This is a genomic window from Microbacterium protaetiae (genome assembly GCF_004135285.1).
GTDB classification, from domain to species: domain Bacteria; phylum Actinomycetota; class Actinomycetes; order Actinomycetales; family Microbacteriaceae; genus Microbacterium; species Microbacterium protaetiae.
This window is the reverse complement of record NZ_CP035494.1, coordinates 3,089,845-3,107,334: the sequence shown is the minus strand read 5'-3', so window position 1 is coordinate 3,107,334 and position 17,490 is coordinate 3,089,845. Positions and strand designations below refer to the sequence as shown.

General features: G+C 68.1%; 14 protein-coding genes and 1 tRNA gene. 7 read left to right on the top strand and 8 right to left on the bottom strand.

Features of this window, described 5'->3' with window-relative positions; all coding sequences use genetic code 11:
* Window positions 1–2 precede the first annotated feature (2 nt).
* The 4 genes from ET475_RS14350 to ET475_RS14335 all read left to right on the top strand — a co-directional run bounded on the left by ET475_RS14350 (window position 3) and on the right by ET475_RS14335 (window position 3,799).
* Window positions 3–1,022 carry a sulfate/molybdate ABC transporter ATP-binding protein gene (locus ET475_RS14350; RefSeq protein WP_129391723.1) on the top strand — a complete coding sequence of 340 codons (1,020 nt, stop codon included), beginning with the start codon at window positions 3–5 and terminating at the stop codon, window positions 1,020–1,022.
* A gap of 106 nt (window positions 1,023–1,128) precedes the next feature.
* The gene (locus tag ET475_RS14345) at window positions 1,129–1,335 is read left to right on the top strand and encodes a hypothetical protein (protein WP_129391720.1); all 207 of its coding nucleotides are present in this window, start codon (window positions 1,129–1,131) and stop codon (window positions 1,333–1,335) included.
* A gap of 91 nt (window positions 1,336–1,426) precedes the next feature.
* Complete coding sequence (locus ET475_RS14340) at window positions 1,427–2,671, top strand: DUF4192 family protein (RefSeq protein WP_129391717.1); 1,245 nt, start codon at window positions 1,427–1,429, stop codon at window positions 2,669–2,671.
* Between the two features lie 102 nt (window positions 2,672–2,773).
* Window positions 2,774–3,799 (top strand): glycosyltransferase, encoded by a 1,026-nt coding sequence (locus ET475_RS14335; RefSeq protein WP_129394007.1) that lies wholly within the window; start codon window positions 2,774–2,776, stop codon window positions 3,797–3,799.
* A gap of 6 nt (window positions 3,800–3,805) precedes the next feature.
* On the opposite strand, the gene ET475_RS14330 is transcribed toward ET475_RS14335, so the two are convergent.
* From ET475_RS14330 to ET475_RS14320, 3 genes are read right to left on the bottom strand one after another with little or no spacing between them, the layout of a single operon-like run.
* A complete protein-coding gene (locus tag ET475_RS14330) occupies window positions 3,806–5,242 on the bottom strand; it encodes a CDP-glycerol glycerophosphotransferase family protein (RefSeq protein ID WP_129391714.1) in 1,437 nt (478 codons plus the stop codon).
* Window positions 5,239–6,501 carry a CDP-glycerol glycerophosphotransferase family protein gene (locus ET475_RS14325; RefSeq protein WP_129391711.1) on the bottom strand — a complete coding sequence of 421 codons (1,263 nt, stop codon included), beginning with the start codon at window positions 6,499–6,501 and terminating at the stop codon, window positions 5,239–5,241. The genes ET475_RS14330 and ET475_RS14325 overlap by 4 nt, the downstream gene beginning before the upstream one ends.
* Before the next feature lie 41 nt (window positions 6,502–6,542).
* Complete coding sequence (locus ET475_RS14320; RefSeq protein WP_129391708.1) at window positions 6,543–8,084, bottom strand: S1C family serine protease; 1,542 nt, start codon at window positions 8,082–8,084, stop codon at window positions 6,543–6,545.
* A 99-nt stretch (window positions 8,085–8,183) separates the two neighbouring features.
* Here ET475_RS14320 and ET475_RS14315 point away from each other — a divergent pair, with 99 nt between their 5' ends.
* A complete protein-coding gene (locus tag ET475_RS14315; RefSeq protein WP_129391705.1) occupies window positions 8,184–9,383 on the top strand; it encodes an aminotransferase class I/II-fold pyridoxal phosphate-dependent enzyme in 1,200 nt (399 codons plus the stop codon).
* A 3-nt stretch (window positions 9,384–9,386) separates the two neighbouring features.
* On the opposite strand, the gene ET475_RS14310 is transcribed toward ET475_RS14315, so the two are convergent.
* Complete coding sequence (locus ET475_RS14310; protein WP_129391702.1) at window positions 9,387–10,199, bottom strand: carbon-nitrogen hydrolase family protein; 813 nt, start codon at window positions 10,197–10,199, stop codon at window positions 9,387–9,389.
* A gap of 89 nt (window positions 10,200–10,288) precedes the next feature.
* Here ET475_RS14310 and ET475_RS14305 point away from each other — a divergent pair, with 89 nt between their 5' ends.
* Entirely contained in the window at window positions 10,289–10,840 is a 552-nt protein-coding gene (locus ET475_RS14305) for a flavin reductase family protein (RefSeq protein WP_242497652.1), read from the top strand.
* Window positions 10,841–10,860: 20 nt separating this feature from the next.
* On the opposite strand, the gene ET475_RS14300 is transcribed toward ET475_RS14305, so the two are convergent.
* The 4 genes from ET475_RS14300 to ET475_RS14285 all read right to left on the bottom strand — a co-directional run bounded on the left by ET475_RS14300 (window position 10,861) and on the right by ET475_RS14285 (window position 15,784).
* On the bottom strand, window positions 10,861–11,433 hold the full coding sequence (locus tag ET475_RS14300) for a YceI family protein (protein ID WP_242497651.1): 573 nt from the start codon (window positions 11,431–11,433) through the stop codon (window positions 10,861–10,863).
* 153 nt (window positions 11,434–11,586) lie between these two features.
* A tRNA-Met gene (locus ET475_RS14295) sits at window positions 11,587–11,660 on the bottom strand.
* A gap of 45 nt (window positions 11,661–11,705) precedes the next feature.
* The gene (locus ET475_RS14290; RefSeq protein ID WP_129391699.1) at window positions 11,706–14,615 is read right to left on the bottom strand and encodes a UPF0182 family membrane protein; all 2,910 of its coding nucleotides are present in this window, start codon (window positions 14,613–14,615) and stop codon (window positions 11,706–11,708) included.
* Between the two features lie 44 nt (window positions 14,616–14,659).
* Window positions 14,660–15,784, bottom strand: a complete 1,125-nt coding sequence (locus ET475_RS14285; protein WP_129391696.1) for a YlbL family protein — start codon at window positions 15,782–15,784, stop codon at window positions 14,660–14,662.
* A 123-nt stretch (window positions 15,785–15,907) separates the two neighbouring features.
* On the opposite strand from ET475_RS14285, the gene ET475_RS14280 reads away from it, so the two are divergent.
* Window positions 15,908–17,296, top strand: a complete 1,389-nt coding sequence (locus ET475_RS14280; protein WP_207205359.1) for a zinc-dependent metalloprotease — start codon at window positions 15,908–15,910, stop codon at window positions 17,294–17,296.
* Window positions 17,297–17,490: the final 194 nt, after the last annotated feature.

Here is a 17,490-nt window from a genome sequence, read left to right as displayed (position 1 = left end):
CAATGGGTATCGATGTGAGCGGGATCTCCAAGCGCTTCGGTGACTTCACCGCCCTCGACGATGTGAGCGTCTCGTTGCCGACCGGGCGGCTGACCGCGCTGCTCGGTCCTTCCGGCGGGGGCAAATCGACGCTGCTGCGCATCATCGCGGGCTTGGAGAGCGCAGACGAAGGCACCGTGCGCATCGAAGGCGAAGACGCGACGCACCTGCCTGCGCGCCGGCGCAACGTCGGCTTCGTCTTTCAGCACTACGCCGTCTTTCGGCACATGACCGTCGCGCAGAACGTCGCCTTCGGGCTGGATGTGCGCCGGCGGCGCGCGCTGCCGTGGTCGACGGCATCTCGCGCCGACAAGGCCCGGATAGCTGCGCGCGTCGACGAGTTGCTGCGTCTCGTGCACCTCGAACCGTTCGCGCATCGACTGCCGGCGCAACTGTCCGGAGGGCAGCGGCAGCGGATGGCGTTGGCGCGCGCGCTCGCCATCGAGCCGGCCGTGCTCTTGCTCGACGAGCCGTTCGGTGCACTGGATGCCCAGGTGCGCAAAGAGCTGCGCGAGTGGCTGCGGCGCCTGCATGACGAGGTGCCGGTCACCACGGTGTTCGTGACCCATGACCAGGAAGAGGCGCTTGAGGTCGCCGACGAGGTCGTGGTGATAAATCATGGCCGCATCGAGCAGATCGGTTCTCCCGAGCAGCTCTACGATCGTCCCGCGAACGATTTCGTGATGGGCTTCCTGGGAGACGCGACCCGGCTGCACGGTCGTCTCGTGCGGCCCCATGACATCGAGATCACCCGGGATCGATCGCGCGTCGACGCCGTGCGTGGAACCGTGTCGCGGCTGCTGCGTGTGGGTTATCAGGTGCGCGTCACAGTGCACACCGAGCACGGCGAGGTGGTCAGTGTCGAGTCGACGCGCCCGGAAGTGGCCGGTCTCGCCCTCGCCGAGGGCGAAACGGTGTTTCTGAGCACCGGCCTCGCAGCGGCCCCGGCCAGTCCGGACCAGGCGGTGCTGCAGAGCGCATAGCGGCATCCGCCGCCCCAGCACGCTCACCCTCCCATGACGGTGGCGAATTCCTCTGGAGATTCGCCATGTGGATCCCCGACCCACCATCACGGGTGACAATGAGGGCATGGGTCTTTTCGCATCGCGTCCAGAAGAGCCGTTCGAATGGGCCGGACTGCCCTCCGAGCCGCTCGTGCCACCCAGTGACGCGGAACTGCTCGAGACACCGCCGGTGGATCCCTTCGCGATATCAGCGAACTCGGACGGCACCTCGATCATGATCCGCATCGCCGACGACGCCGCAGCCTCCTCCTCTCCTGCCGAGGATCAGTAGCCGACCGCACCGTCTCCTCCCCAGGCACGAGTTATCCACCGATCGCCTCTCCCCCGCTGTGCCGGTCCTCGCCGACGGTCAGCATGGGGAGATGCACAACGACGAACTGACGATCCTGCGCTCTTCGACGGGCGCCGACTTCCTCGCAACGCTGCCGGCTCTGATCGGCCATACCGTGACCGACAGTCTTCTGGTCATTCCCTTTGCCGGAAAGCGCGCGCATGGCGTGATGCGCATCGACCTTCCCCCGGCCAGCGTCCACGCCACGGTGCATGACCGCATAGCCTCGCTCGCCCTGGGCGCGATGAGCCGCATTCACTGGTGCGACGGCGTCATGTTCGCTGTCTACACTGAAGAGACCTTCCCCGCCGGCTTCGCCGGACATGAGCGGCTCATCGCGCGTCTGGACGAGCGCTTCGAAGAGGCCGGGTTCCAGGTCAAAGACGCGTACTGCGTCGCCGCCGACGGGTGGTGCAGCTGGTACCAGGACGACCCGCCATTCGACGGCCATCCGCTTCAAGAGATCACCGCCAGCCCGTTGGCCGCCCAGGCCGCACGCGCCCGAGCCGGCGACGAGCTGCCCCGTCACGACGCACAGACCACGCTGCCGGCGCCCGATCCCGACACCGCCCTCGCGCTGACCCTCGCCGTCGAAGATCTGCTCGCCGGCGTCGAACGCGATGCCTTCGGGGTGCCGGTGGCTGCCGCCCTGCCCGATTCGATCGACTTCGTCGAAAGGTTGCTGCAACGCGACGCGGCCGAGACTCCCGTGGCACGCCTCGCGCAACTGACAGCCTTGAGCCTGCAGCGCTCCCACCGCGACGAGATGATGCTGCAGATGGCGTTCGGGCGCAAAATGGGGCGGCGCGCCCGGCGAGAAAACGAGCGGATGCTGGCGAAGCAGGCCGCCAGCGGGCTGTCGATGGACGACACCGTGCGCGCCGAACTCGACACGCACGGCGCCGCCGCGTTCGACATGGCCGAGTTGATCATCGGTGAGGGCGCCACCCAACCACGGCCTGCACGCATCTCCCGGGCAGTCGGCATCCTCCGCCACACCATCACCCATCTGCCCATCGAGCTGCGACCCGATTTGCTGTGCATGCTCGCCTGGCTGAACTGGGCACTCGGATCCAGCACGGTGGCCGGTGCACACCTCGACGCCGCACTGGCCATCGATCCCGAACACGGGATGGCCACGATCCTCCAGAGCCTGGTCACCGCCGGAAAGATCCCGCAATGGATCTTCACCCGCTACAACAATGCCGGCGCGGCACTGCGTCACAGTCAGAGCGGCAGGATCACACGGGAGCCGGCAGCGGCGACCCGCCGGTGACAGCGCTGCGCTGCGGCGTGGGATGATCAATGGGTGCAGGAGGACGCCACCGGAGAACGCGACGCCCCGGTGCCCCCTGTCGGTTCCGGCGTCTCGTTCGTGATGCCCGTGCTCAACGAGGCCGACTACCTTGAGGCGGCCGTGCACACGATCCTTTCTCAGGAGGTCGACGGCCCCGCCGAGATCGTCCTGGCGCTGGGGCCCTCCACCGACGGCACCACGGCCATCGCCCACCGGCTTGCGGCATCCGATCGACGAATTCTGCTCGTCGACAACCCGGGTGCCGACATCCCGATGGGGCTCAACCTCGCGATACGGGCCAGCCACCATCCGACCATCGTGCGGGTCGACGCGCATTCCGAGCTGTCCCCCGGCTATGTCACGGCCGCCCTTGCCACTCTCTCGCGCACACGGGCGGCCAACGTCGGCGGGGTCATGCGCGCAGACGGCCGCACCCCGTTCCAGCGGGCGGTCGCACGCGCCTACAACTCACCCATCGGGTTGGGCGGCGGCGCGTACCACGGCGGCGCGCAGGCGGGCGAGGCGGAATCGGCGTACCTCGGCGTCATGCGCCGCTCGGTGCTCGAAGAGGTCGGGCTCTTCGACGAGACGGTCCGACGCGGCGAAGACTGGGAGCTCAACCTGCGCATCCGCCGGGCGGGCTACCGGGTCTGGTTCGATCCTGCGCTGTCGGTGACCTATTGGCCCCGCGAGAGCTGGACGCGGCTCGCCCGACAGTTCCGAGCCACCGGCGCGTGGCGCGGGGAGCTGGTGCGGCGGTACGGGCGACGGAACTCGCTGCGATTCTTCGCCCCACCGGCCCTGGTGGTCGCCGTGCTCCTCGCGATCGTGGTGGGCGTCTTGCAGGCTGCACGGGTGCTGGGCGGCTGGGTGTCGGTGCTGGCGGGTCTCGTCTATCTTCCGGTTCTGGCCTACCTCGTCCTTCTCGGGGTCGTGTCGGCTGGGAGCGGCGGCGGGACGGGATGGCGCGACAGGCTGTGGACGCTCGCGGTGCTGCCGACCATGCACCTGGCGTGGGGGGTCGGGTTTCTGTCCGGCCTGGTCGCCGGTGCCGGTGGCACCGTGGACACCTCGCGCCTGGGCTCGCGCAACACCCCGCTGCCGTGACCCGGCTCAACGCGTGACGAATCCCTGATCCAGGATTCGCGCCACCACCCGCTCGGCGGCATGACCGTCATCGCGCGCATTGAACACCGCGCGCCACTGCTCGTAACGCTCGGCCCACGCCGTGGGGTCGTGCCGGGCTATCGCTCGGGTCAGCTCCTTCTGCGTGCTCACCAGCGGACCGGGCGCGCGGTCGGCCAGGTCGAAGTAGAAGTCACGCAATCGACCCTGATAGTGGGCGATATCGGGGGTGAAGAAGAACATCGGCCGTCGCGTCACCGAGAAGTCGAACATGATCGAGGAATAGTCGGTGATCAGCGCGTCGGATGCCGCCATGAGGTGGGCCGTGTCGGCGAAGGCGGTGACGTCGATCACGCGTGATCCGGCGGTGTCTTTTCCAGGCAGCAGGGTGCGGGAGTGGCCGCGCACCAGCACGACGGCCCCACTGTCACGCGCGAGCTTCTCGGCATCGAGGAAATCGACGATCTCTTCGCGATCATCGCGCCAGGTGGGCGCGTACAGCAGCACCCGCTCGTCGTCGGCGATGCCGAGCGTGCGCCGCGTAGCCCCACCGTCACCGGTCACGAGGACGTCGTTACGCGGATACCCCTCGACCCACACCGGCCGGCGCGTGAAGGCGTAGGCCGCGCGAAGGATGCGGGCCGAGTAGGGATTCTGCGCCAGCAGCACATCCCAGCGGCGTGACTCGCGCAGCACCGCGATGATGCGGCGCGGGTCGAATCCGCGGTGCAGCGCCAATCGCTTCAGCGGTGTGCCATGCCAGGTCTGCAGCACACGCTGCCCGCCGCGTCGTTCGAACCGGCGTCGCAGCCAGTCGTTGACCACCAGCAGCCGGGCAGCCCCTCGTGCGCGCCACCACTCCGGACTGCCCTCGACGACAGCAACCGAGCCGTCGGGCACCGCTACCGAGAGGTCCACCACGCTCCAGTACCGTGTGACGCCGGGCGCACGACGTACCAGTTCGGCGTCGATGGCACGGGGGTTGTCGCTGACGTTGCGCCCGTAGAAGCTCTCGAAGAAGACGGCGTTCTCCAGCTGCGCATTCGGACGGGTCGCATACCGTCGTTCCAAGGCCGCCTGCCCCTCCCACGAGTCGTACGCCGGGTCCAGCGGCGCACCGACACTCACCCGGCCGTCGTCGAGACTCGCTCGCAGCGTGCCGAGCATGGTGATCGGCACGGATGCCGCGGGCAGCTCGCCTCCGTCGACGCGCAGTTCGTAGTCGCCGCTGGGCAGCGGCAGGATCGGGCCGCCCCAGCGCGCAGCCTGCAGCGGCACCTTCGCGCGCCACGTCTTGCCGCGCCCAGTGATGCGGGCCACCGTGCGCGCCCGCGCACCGATCAACTCGACTGCCCGTGGCCGCGCTCCGGTTCCGGTCAGCACCAGTGCGGGCGCCTCGCCCGCCTCGAAGCGCACCTCGGTCATCGTGCCCCCTTCCGCACGCGACGCGTGCGTGCGATGATCGCCGCGTGCACCCGGGCAGCACTGCCGCCGTCGGCGAAGGCGTGCAGTGCCTCGCCGAGCGCACGCGCCCGAGCGATGCGTTCGGCACGCACCCGCTCGTCGCCGAGCACGGCGTCGATCTGCGCGACCGCTGCCGCCCAGTCTTGGGCCCAGTCCGGGCCGGCCACATCGGCGTAGGTCCCGTACATACCGCGTCGGGCGAGATAGTCATCGAGATCGGGCGCGAAAAAGACAGCGGGAAGCGGGACCAGTGCCGCGTCGAACACGAGCGATGAATAATCGGTGATCATCACGTCCATGCCCGGCAGCAGAGGTGCGACGTCGGCGACAAGGTCGCTGCCCAGCATCCGCACGCACTGCGTGGGCTGCGGCGGCACGTACCGGCCGACCCCGAGGGGATGCGAGCGCACGAGTAACACCGCGTCATGCTTCTCGAGCATCGCAATGATCTGCTCCCACGCGGCCGGATCGGGGATCGCCGCATCGGCGGCGCCGTCGCGCCAGGTGGGCGCGTACAGCACGAGGGGGCGATCACCGATCTCACCCACCGCCTGGGCGATCAGTGCCCGCGCCGCGCTGCGCCGACCCGCGGCATCCCCCCGCGACAATACGTCCACCCGCGGTTCCCCGGTCACCGGCACGTGGGCGTCGGAAAGCGAGAACGCCGATTCGAGCCGCCCGCGCACGATGTGCGACGCGGCCGGGATGAGATCGATCTGCCGCGTCGTGCGCCGATACAGCAGACGCAGCAGGGCCCGTAGCACGGCGGCGGCCGGCAGGCGCCGCACCACCGCGGGTAGTTGCACCGTCTCGGGTGAGTCCAGTCCGATTCGCTTGAGGGGAATCCCGTGCCACAGCTGCACGATGAAGGCCCCGGCTATCGCATAGCGGTTCACGTCGCCGAACCCGTGCGTGACCACCGCGACACGCGCCCGCGCGGTACGCCAGAATCCGCGCACCGAGTGTCGGCGAACGGTGCGGATCCCCCGGGCGGCGGCGTCGCGTTCTTCGCGCTCGGATCCGACGAGCCAGACTGAGGGATGCTGCGCCGCGGCCTCGTTCCACAGTGCCAGGGCGCCGTCGCCGATACCGGCGCCGCACCCGAACACCCATTCATCGGCGGATCGCGGAATGAACACGGTCGCGAGACGGCCGGCCGCATACAGGGGTATCCGCAGAAGCTTGGCCGCGTTTCCCGCGCCGAACGAGAAGGACGCCACCCCGCGAGCCTATCGCGAGGTGGCGTGCCTTCTCTGAGCGATCACTCGGCGAGCGTGCCCAGGGTGACCTCGGTGGTCTTGGTCTGTCCGTCGCGCACGAAGGTGACATCGGCCTTGCTGCCGGTGGCCAGCGCCCGCACCTGCGCGGTGAGGTCGACGGCCCCGGTGACGGGCACGTCGTTGAACTTCGTCACGATGTCGCCGGCGCGCAGTCCGGCCGCCGCGGCGCCGCCGCCATCGGTCACGTCGACGATGTAGGCGCCGGTGATCGTCGAGCCCTCGACGCTGGACGCATCACGCACACTCGCCCCCAGCAGACCATGCGTTGTCTTGCCGTCCTTCATCAGATCGTTGGCCACCCGGTGGGCGATGTCGGAGGGGATCGAGAAGCCGACCCCGATCGACCCGCTCTGTTCCGATGTCGATGTGCTGCCGGCCGATGCGATGGCGACGTTGATGCCGACCAGCTCGCCCTTGTTGTTGACCAGTGCGCCCCCCGAGTTGCCGGGGTTGATCGGTGCATCGGTCTGGATCACCGCGATCTTGATGGTGTCGGTGGTCTGCTGCGACTGACCCTGCCCCTGGCCGAAATCGAAGAAGAAGGGGTTGTCGCCCTGCTCGCCGTCGTTGTCACCATCACTCTGGCCGCTGTCGGGGGCGGCAGACGACGCGATCTCGATTGATCGGTTCAGTGCACTCACGATGCCGGTGGTCACGGTGTTCGACAGCCCCAGCGGGGCGCCGATGGCCACCGTCTGGTCGCCGACATTCAGGTTCGAGGAGTCACCCCAGGTGATCGGGGTGAGATCGGTGGCGCCTTCCAGCTTGATGACGGCAAGGTCGTAGACCGGGTCGGTGCCGACGATCTTGGCCTGGTAGATGTGGCCGTCCGAGGTGGTGACCGAGATCGTCGCGCTGCCGCTCTCACCGTCGAGCGTGACCACGTGCGTGTTCGTCAACACGTAACCGTCTTTGCTCAGCACGACACCTGACCCGGTGCCGCCGCTCTGCCCGGCCGTGACGTTGATGGTCACGACGCTGGGCACGACCTTGGTGGCGATGGCCGCTGTGGCATTGACGCTGTCGGTGTTGTTCACCGTCACGACCTGGGGACCCGCCGCCGTCGACGAGGCGCCCGTGGGTCCCCAGAGGTTGGGAGCAGCCCACGAGGTGCCCACGCCTGCCGCGCCCCCGACCAGCGCGGCCGCGACCAGAAGGCCGACCACCTTGCCCGCGCCCGACTTCTTCTTCTCGGGGGCAGGCGGGGTCACGCCCGACTGCGCGGTCAGCGGAATGCCGAAGCCCTGACCGGGGTAGGGCAGAGTCGGCGAGCTCGTGTCGGCCGGCGCCGGGTGCGACGGGAAGGCAGGCGCTGCCTGCGGACGAACGCCACCGGTCGGCGCGGCAGCCGGGGTGCTCGGTGCGCCAGCCGGGGTGCTCGGCGCGGCAGCCGGGGTGGCTGGTGGCACGGAGGATGCCGCACCCGGCGCTGCAGACGATGCGGCCGTCGACGGCAACGGCGGCACCGGCGGGATCGACGATGCGGAGTTCTCCTCGGGACGGATGTCCTGGTTCTCACTCATGGGGTGCTCCTTCTTGCTGACAGGTGCCAGCATGACGCCCGTTTCTGTGTGTTCGGTATGGCGGCGCCCCGATGACTCTATGCGGGTAGCGTGTGTCCTGTGCGAGAGATAGCGGGCGCGTGGCGCCGCGTTGCGGCCGGCGCGGGACTGCTCGGCACCGATGGCCGCAGTGCCCCGACGATCTTTGCCGAGATGACAGCGCTGGCAGTACAGACCGGGGCCATCAACCTCGGTCAGGGATTCCCCGACGAAGACGGGCCCCGCGTCGTGCTCGACACCGCCCGAGACGCCATCGCGAATGGCGCGAACCAGTATCCGCCGGGGCGCGGCATCCCGCAATTGCGCGAGGCGATAGCAGAGCACCAGCAGCGCTTCTACGGCCTGCACCTGGATCCCGACCGCGATGTGGTGGTCACCGCCGGTGCGACCGAGGCGATTGCCGCGGCGCTGCTCGCGCTCGTGGACGGCAGCGACGACGAGGTGGTCGTCTTCGAGCCCTATTACGACTCGTATGCTGCGTGCGTGGCCCTGGCCGGGGCCCGGCTGGTGACCGTCCCCCTGCGCTGGCCCGACTTCTCCCCCGATCTCGACGCGTTGCGGGCCGCGGTCTCAGATCGCACCCGAGTCATCCTCGTGAACGACCCGCACAACCCCACCGGCACCGTGTTCAGCGCCCACGTGCGCGACGAGATCGTCCGCCTCGCAGATCGTCATGACGCGATCATCGTCACCGACGAGGTCTACGAGCATTTGGCCTTCGATGCTGCGCACGTGCCGATCGCCACGCTGCCGGGCGCCGCCGAGCGCACCTTGTCGATCTCGTCGGGGGGTAAGACGTTCTCGGTCACGGGATGGAAGATCGGGTGGATCTCGGGACCGGCTGAACTGGTGGATGCGGTGCTGGCGGTCAAGCAGTTCCTCACCTACGTCAACGGCGCGCCATTTCAACCCGCGATCGCCGCCGGACTGGGTCTGCCCGGCGCCTTCTTCACCGGCATCGCCTCGGCTCTGCGCGAGAAGCGGGACCTCCTCGGCGAGGGTCTGGCAGCGGCGGGCTTCGCCGTCTCACAACCGCAGGGGTCGTATTTCACGGTGGCGGATGCCGCGCCGCTGGGTGCGCACGACGCGGGTGAGTTCTGCCGCGAACTGCCACGGCGGGCCGGTGTCGTGGCCATTCCGCTGACCGCTTTCGTCACCACCGAGCATCGCGCCGACTACGCCACGCTCGTGCGCTTCGCCGCATGCAAGCGGGTCGAGGTCATCGAGGAGGCCGCCGGGCGCCTGCGCACCGCGGTGTGAGCCTCACGCGCGCGGAACGACCTCGAACCGCCTCTGGCGCAGCACCGGATTGGTTCGGCGCACCGCCTGCAGTACAGCCGGATCCAGGTGGGCAACGGCGACATCCGTGGTCGTCCCCACTGCGGCTGTCACCAGCCCCTGCGGGTCGACGACGGCCGAATTGCCGACGCCCAGCGGCGGCGGATGATCAGCACCGGCGACATACACCGTATTCTCGATGGCGCGTGCCTGCAGCAGAGTACGCCAGTGGTGCTCTTTGAGCGGGCCACGCACCCACTCGGCCGGCACCAGCACGGCGTCGGCGCCGGCATCGACGATTCGTCGTGTGACCTCAGGAAAGCGCAGGTCGTAGCAGGTCTGCAGCCCGAATCGCACTCCCGAGACCGTGAAGGTCTCAGGGTCACAGATTCCGCCGGCTTCAACCCAGTCGGATTCTCGCTGCCCGAACGCGTCGTACAGATGCAGCTTGCGGTAGCTGGCCACCACCCCCGCTGCCCCGACAGCTGCCACGGTGTTGCGCACCTTTCGGCCGTCGGCACCGCGTTCGAGCAGCCCTGCCACCAGGTGCAGGTCAAGGCGTGCGGCCAGCTGCGTCAGCGCCGCGGTGAAAGGTCCGTGCAGATCCTGTGCGAGCGCGGCCAGCGACTCGTCGAACGGCTCGACGAAGGCACTGGAGTACTCCGGGAAGACCACCACCCGCGCGCCGCGGTTCACAGCGACCACGGCCAGGCGCTCGATCTCCCGCAGATTCGCGGCGGCGTCACCGGTCGGGGCGAACTGCGCGACCGCGACGGCGACCGTGTCGGTGGAGGGCATGGTCCCATCCTCACCCTGTGTCGCATCGGCGGCAAGCCGGGCACCGGCGGGCATAGCCTGGTGGCGGCATCCGCTCTGGAAGGGACCACATGACCGACTTCGCAGCTGAGCCGATGGATGACGAGGCCGCGCCGGCCCACATCCTCGCCGAGCGCCCGACGCGGGCCGACGAAGATGCCTACAAGCAGCTGGCGACGCTCGCCGCCAAGAGCGTCGCGGTCGTCTCGGCCGTGCAAGGACGGTGGGATGTCGCGGTGACGGTCACCGACTTCCTGTCGGTGTCGTACGACCCGCCCACCATGCTCGTGAGCCTGTTCTCGCTGTCACGCATCGCCGAGGCGGTGGTCGCGTCGGGACGGTTCGCGCTGAGCGTGCTCGCCCACGATCAGCGCGCTATCGCGGACCGACTCGGCGAGCCCGGCGCACCCCTGGTGGGACTTCTCGACCAGGTGCCGCACCGTCGCCGCGAGCCGGGCGGGCCCGCACTGGTCGACGGGGCCATCGTGTGGTTCGACCTGCACGTCGCGGCCGTGCACACGGCCGCCACCCACCTTCTGGTGATCGGCGAGGTCGTCGCCACCAGCGCCACGGCGCGGTGGAGCGCCCGACCCCTGGTGCGCTGGCGCTCGGACTACCAGTAGAAGGCGATGCCGAACTCGGCTCAGGCCGCCTCTTCGGAGGCGCCCTCACGCTTGACCGCCGAGATCTCAAACTCGAGCGTGATCTTCTCGGAGACCAGCAGCCCGCCGGCATCCAACGGCATGTTCCACTCAAGGCCGTACTCGCGCCGGTCCAAGCGTCGCGTTCCCTCGAACCCGCCACGCAGCGCGCCGAAGGCATCGCGGTGCACGCCGGTGAACTCGATCGGCACGGTGATCTGCTTGGTCACATCGCGGATCGTCAGCTCGCCGAACACGACGAGCGCGTTCTCGCTCACTTCCTCGATCCGGGTGCTGCGGAACACGATGTCGGGCCAGGTCTCGGCGTCGAAGAAGTCGGCGCTGCGCAGGTGCTCGTCGCGCTGCGCGCTGCGCGTGTCGACGCTGGCGACCCGCAGCACGACCTCGGCGGTCGAGTTCTCGGGCTCGTCGAGGTCGACGTGCAGTGCACCGGCCACATCGTTGAAGGCCCCGCGAACAGTGGACACCATCGCATGCTTGGCCGAGAAGCCGATGCGTGTGTGCGCAGGATCGAAGTCCCAATCGCCGCTCAGGTCGAATTCTTCTTGGGTCACGTTCTTCCCATCGGTTGTTGCACGAACTTCCCCAGTCTGTCACCTCGCGAAAACGAGGAACGCCGTGTGAGAGCCTTCTCCTCTTCGCCGCTGCTCCAGAACGGGGGCCAAAAGAAGAAGGGCCCCACGTGTGTGGGACCCTTCTTCTTCTTGTTGCGGGGGCAGGATTTGAACCTACGACCTCTGGGTTATGAGCCCAGCGAGCTACCGAACTGCTCCACCCCGCGGCACATCAATAGCCTAACATGCCGCGGGTGTCGGGGCGAATCGACTCACTGGCCCCCGGAGAGCTGCAGCAGCGTGTTCAGTGCCTGCGTCAGCCGGGTGTCGGCCTCGCCGTACTTCGTCCAATCGCCCGCCTTCATCGCCGCTTCGCGGTCGGCCAGTGCCTGCTTGGCCTCTTGCAGGGCGGCCTGGAACGCCACCGACGTGTCGGGGTTGACGCCGGTGTCCGAGCCGGTCCCCTCGGTGGCCCCGGGCGTCGGAGTCTGCGTCGGAGTGACGTTGCTGTCACCGGTGGAGGCACCGGAGTCGCCGCCGAACAGTGTGTCCAGCGCCTCGGCGAGAGTGTCTTCGAACGCCACCTTGTCGCCGAAGGCCACGAGCACCTTCTGCAGCGTCGGCAGCTTCGTCGCCCCGGCCGACTGCACGTACACCGGCTGCACGTACAACAGGCCGCCGCCGACGGGGAGGGTCAGCAGGTTGCCCTTGAGCACCTGCGAATCACCCTGCTTGAGCAGGTTGAAGTACTGCGAGACGGTCGGCTCAGCGTCGAAGCTGTTCTGCACCTGCCCGGGCCCGGGCACCGGCGTATCGGCACTGATCTCCAGCATCCGCAGTTTGCCGTAATCCGAAGCCTTCTCCCCAGCTTCGTCACCCGCGTTCGAGTCGACGGCGAGGTAGCCCATCAGCACGTTTCGCGAATCGCTGCCCGCGTTGGATGCTGGGATGAAGCTCGTGAACATCGAGTACTGCGGGTCGTCCTGGCCCGGCATCTTCATCGTCAGGTAGTACGGCGGCTGCAGTTCGTCGGGGTTCTGCGGGTCGTCGGGCGTGATCCACTTGTTGTCGCCCCGGAAGAACGACTGCGGGTCGTCGACGTGGTAGGTGCTCAAGATCGAGCGCTGCACCTTGAACAAATCGGTCGGGTAGCGCACGTGGCTCATCAGCGCACCGCTCATCTGTGAGAGCGGCTTGACCGTCGACGGGTAGATCTTCTCCCACGTCTGCAGCACCGGGTCGTCGGCATCCCATGCGTACAACGTCACCTTGCCGTCGTACGCGTCCACCGTGGCCTTCACCGAGTTGCGGATGTAGTTCACGTCGTCCATGGCGATGGTCGGCCTCGGATTCGACGAATCGGCGATCGCCTGCGAGAAGCTCGTCGTGTGCGAATAGGGGTAGCTCGCGCTGGTCGTGTAACCATCGACGATCCACACGATCCGGCCGTCCACCACGCTCGGATACGGGTCGCTGTCCAGCGTCAGGTACGGCGCCGCCTTCTGCACCCGGGTGGCCGGGTCACGATCGTAGAGAATCTGCGAGTCGGCGTTGATGCTGTCTGAGAACAGCACCTGCTCGGACTGGAACTTCAGTGCATAGACCAGGCGGTTGAACCAGTTGCCGATGTTGGGTCCGCCGTCACCGGTGAAGGTGGTCTTGACCTCGTTGGCACCGGTGTCGCTGCCGGAGAGATAGTCAAGCTCGATCGGCGGTGACCCCGCAGGCGAGCCCACGATCGAATACGTCGGCGAGTTCTCGCCGAAGTACACCCGAGGTTCGTAGTCTTCATCGGAGAGGAAGCCGGCGGCGGGGATGCCGCGCTCGAGGAAGACCGGCTTGCCGTCGCTGGTGCGCGCGTTGCCCTTGGCCACGACGATGCCGTAGCCGTGCGTGTAGATCTGCGTCGTGTTCTGCCACGAGGCGTTGGCGCCCAGGGCGTTGAGATTGAGCTCGCGCACCGACACGACAGCATCCTGGCTGGTTCCGTCGATGTCGTAGCGGTCCACGTCCATCGGATTCTGGAACTGGTAGTACGACCGGTACTGCTCGAGCTGCTGCACCGTGGGCGGAATGATCGCCGGGTCCATGATGCGAATCTGCGCGGTCGTCTCGGCGTCGGAGCGCAGCTGGCCCTTGGTCGCATCCGTCTTCGCGGCGAAGTCGGTCGATTCCATGCCCTCGACGTTGTAGGCGGCCTTGGTGGCGTCCATGTTGTTCTGGATGTACGGCTTTTCCAGCGTCAGCGCGTTGGGCCGCACCTGCACCAGGTTGACCGCCCATGGGTAGGCCATGCCCAGCACAATCGCCGAGACCACCAGCAGAGCGGTCGCGATCAGCGGATACCGCCAGTGGCCGATCACGGCGGTGACGAAGAACAGCAGCGCCACCAACGCCGCGATGATGGCGAGGATCATCTGACCGGGGATCGTCGCGTGCACCTCGGTGTAGCCGGGGCCGGTGATGGTCCCGTTGTCTGAGACCAGGGTCTTGTAGCGGTCCAGCCACAGGCTCGCCGCCTGCAACAGCAGATACACCCCCGCCAGCACCGCGAACTGGATGCGTGCCGCACGTGAGATGCGCAGTTCGCGGTTGGCGATGCGCACCGAGCCGTAGAGGTAGGCGACCACGGCCGACACCAGCAGGCAGATGAGCACCACTGCCGAGGTGAATCCGAGCAGCGCGCTGTAGAACGGCATCGCGAACATGTAGAAGCCGGTGTCCAGCCCGAACTGCGGGTCGGTGACCGAGGTGCTCGTGCCGTTGACCCACATGGCCACGGTCTCCCACTGGGTGGATGCCGCGAACCCGGCGAAGAAGCCGAAGAAGATCGGGATGCCCCACATCCCCAGCCGTCGCAGCGGTTCGACGACCTCTTGGTAGCGGTCGAGCTGCGCGCTCAGCCGCGCGTAGACCGGACGCAGTCGGTAGGCGAGCTGAATGCACAGCCACACCGGAATGGCCATGCCCAAAAATCCGACCGCGAACATGCCGATCCGGGCCAGCCACTGCGTGGTCAGCACTCCCGCGAACCCGAGCTGGTCGTACCACAGCCAGTCGGTGTACAGATTCGCGAAGATGAAGAACGCCACCACTATCGCGGCGATCACCACCAGAGAGATGGCGAGGACGCGTCGCGAGCGACGGGGCGTGGCCGGAGCGGGGGCGGGTGTCGAGGTCACCACCTCATCCTAAGAGGGGGTCTGTGTGGATCGGGTGAGAACGCTCAGGATGAGCTGCATGTGGGAAGCTTGTCGAGGTCGCCGCCGCCGCGGATGGTCTCCAGCACCTGCAGCGACTGATCCAGGGTGCTCACCGAGAACACGCGCAGCCCCGAAGGCACATGCCCGACGACCTCGTCGCAGTTGGAGGCGGGCGCGAGGAAGTAGGTGGCTCCGGCTCCCTTCGCGCCGTACAGCTTCTGCCGGATGCCGCCGATCGCGCCGACATCGCCCTGCGCGTCGATGGTGCCGGTCCCGGCGACGTTCGCCCCTCCGTTGAGGCTGCCCGGCGTGAGAGTGTCGATGATGCCGAGGGCGAACATCATGCCTGCAGAGGGGCCCCCGACGTTGTTCAGCTGGATGGTCACGTCGATCGGGAAGTCGAAGTCGGTGAGCAGCGTGACGCCGATCAGCCACATCTTCTCGCCGTTCACCGTCGCCTGGTTCGGCGTGACGGTGACCGTCGAGGTTGTGCCGGCGCGATCGATCGTCAGCGTCACGGGGTCGCCGGCCCCCCGTGCTATCACGTCGCGCAGCGTCTCGGCGTCGGTGATGGCTGTGCCGTTCGCGCGGGTGATCACGTCGTCTTTGCGCAGCACGCCTTGCGCGGCCGAATCGTCGGTGAGCGAATACACCGTCACTTTCGGATGCACGTCGTAGCCGAGATGGGTGAGGGCAGCGGCGGTGGCCTCCTTCTGCGAATCGGTCATCATCTCGGCCGACTCCTGCTGGCGCTCTTCGGTGGTCATCCCCTGCGGGAAGACCGCATCGATGGGCAGCACGGCCTTGGACGGGTCGAACCACGCAGCGGCCAGCTGCAGCCACGACGGCGTGCGCTCGCGGTTTCCCACCGCCTGCACCGTGAGCAGGTCGAGGGTGCCGGCGGTCGGGTACGTCGTGGCGCCGTCGACGGAGATCAGGGGCACCTTCTCGCCGGTGGAATCGGCGACGGTGCCGAGGGTGTTGAAGACCGGACCGGGACGCTGGATCACATACCCCGTGGGCAGGAATGTGAGCACGAGCAGCACGACCAGCGAAACGGTCAACGCCCAGGCCCCCACCACGACACCGCGTGGGCGGCGCCGTCGAGGAGCGGGCACCACAGAGAGGTTCTCGTCGAACAGCGTCACCGGCACCTCTTGAGCAATCGTTCGCGGCCGGCGTACTGACATCGCGTGCAGTGCCGGGGATCGGAGTGATCCGTGCGACTAGCGTAGAACCACACCCCCAGACCGTGCTGAAAGGCGGCTGAAGTGGCAGACGACGACCGCGATCCGGAAGAGGACTTCCAGGAGATGCTGCGCAGGCTGTTCGGCGGACAGGACGGCAACTTCGATGCGGATCAGCTCGAGCAGTTGCGCGCCATGGGCGTCGATCCCGCCATGATGGAAGGCGTCATGCGCCAGCTGCAGGCTGCGTTCAGCAGCGCACCGGCCGGTGGCATTTCGTGGGATGTCGCTCAGCGTCAAGCCCTGCACATCGCCAACCAGAGCGATCTGGGAGTCACCAGCGGGCAGCGCGGCGAGTTCGACCAGGCATTCGCCCTGGCCGCCCTCTGGCTGGGTGAGGTGACCACGATCTCAGAGCTGGCCGAGCCGGCGCGCGCTCTCACCCGTGGCGGGTGGGTGGAGGCGACCATGCCGGTGTGGCAGGAACTGGCCGAACCGGTGGCCACCAGCATCGCCGATGCTCTCACCGAGGCGATGCGCAGCCAGGCCCCCGACGACATGCAGCAGGCGATCGCCGGTGCGGGAAAGGTGATGCGCACGATCGGCGGGAGCCTGTTCGCCAGTCAGCTCGGCCAGGTGATCGGTCGGCTGTCGCTGGAAGTGGTCTCCGGCGGCGATGTCGGCATCCCGGTGATGCCCGACGGCCGGGCGGCGATCCTCCCGCAGAACTTCGACGATTTCGGTCGCGACCTCGAAGTGCCCGAGGACCAGCTCGCGTTGTATCTGGCCACCCGTGAACTCGCCCACGCGCGGCTGTTCCGGCACGCGAAATGGCTGCGACTGCACGTGATCAGTCAGATCACCGAGTTCGCGCGCGGTGTGCACGTCGACATGGACGCTCTGGAAGATCTCGCCTCGCGCTTCGACCCGCAGCATCCCGATGAACTGCGGCAGGCGCTGGAAAGCGGTGCGCTGCTCCCCCAGCGCTCCGACGCGCAGACGGCGGCGCTGACCCGGCTCGAGAACCTGCTGGCGCTCATCGAGGGGTGGGTCGAGGTGGTCACCGCCGACGCCACCGGCAGGCTGCCGCACGCGGTGCGCATCGCCGAGGCCGTACGCCGCCGGCGTGCGGTGGGCGGACCGGCTGAGAAGGCCCTGGGGTCGCTTGTCGGACTCGAACTGCGACCGCGTCGCATGCGCGAGGCTGCCGCCATGTGGCGTGCGGTGACGGATGCTGTGGGCCCGGCCGGTCGCGATGCGCTGTGGGACTATCCCGACCTCATGCCGACCTCCGACGACATCGACGACCCGAGTGCTCTCATCGCGCGGGTGCAGGCGCACGCCCGCGGCGAGCAGCCGGTGCGCGACGAGATGGACGAGGCACTCGATGCCCTGCTGCGCGGGGATGTGCCGCCGGCATCCGCGGACGACGAGACCGGCGACGATCCGCCCGAGGAACAGCGCCCCGTCTGACACACCGTTTCCTCCCCAGGCGGGGTGGATCGGGGTCTTTTCGGGTTCGCCTGTGGAAAACCGCACGGCTGGTCGTCGACGGGCGCACAATCGGGGAATGCCGAACCTCGACCCCGCCCATCCGCCGCTGTGGCGGTCGCCCGACTGCCTGCAGTTCGGCCCCGACGCCGTCGCCGTGCTCGAGCATCCCGATC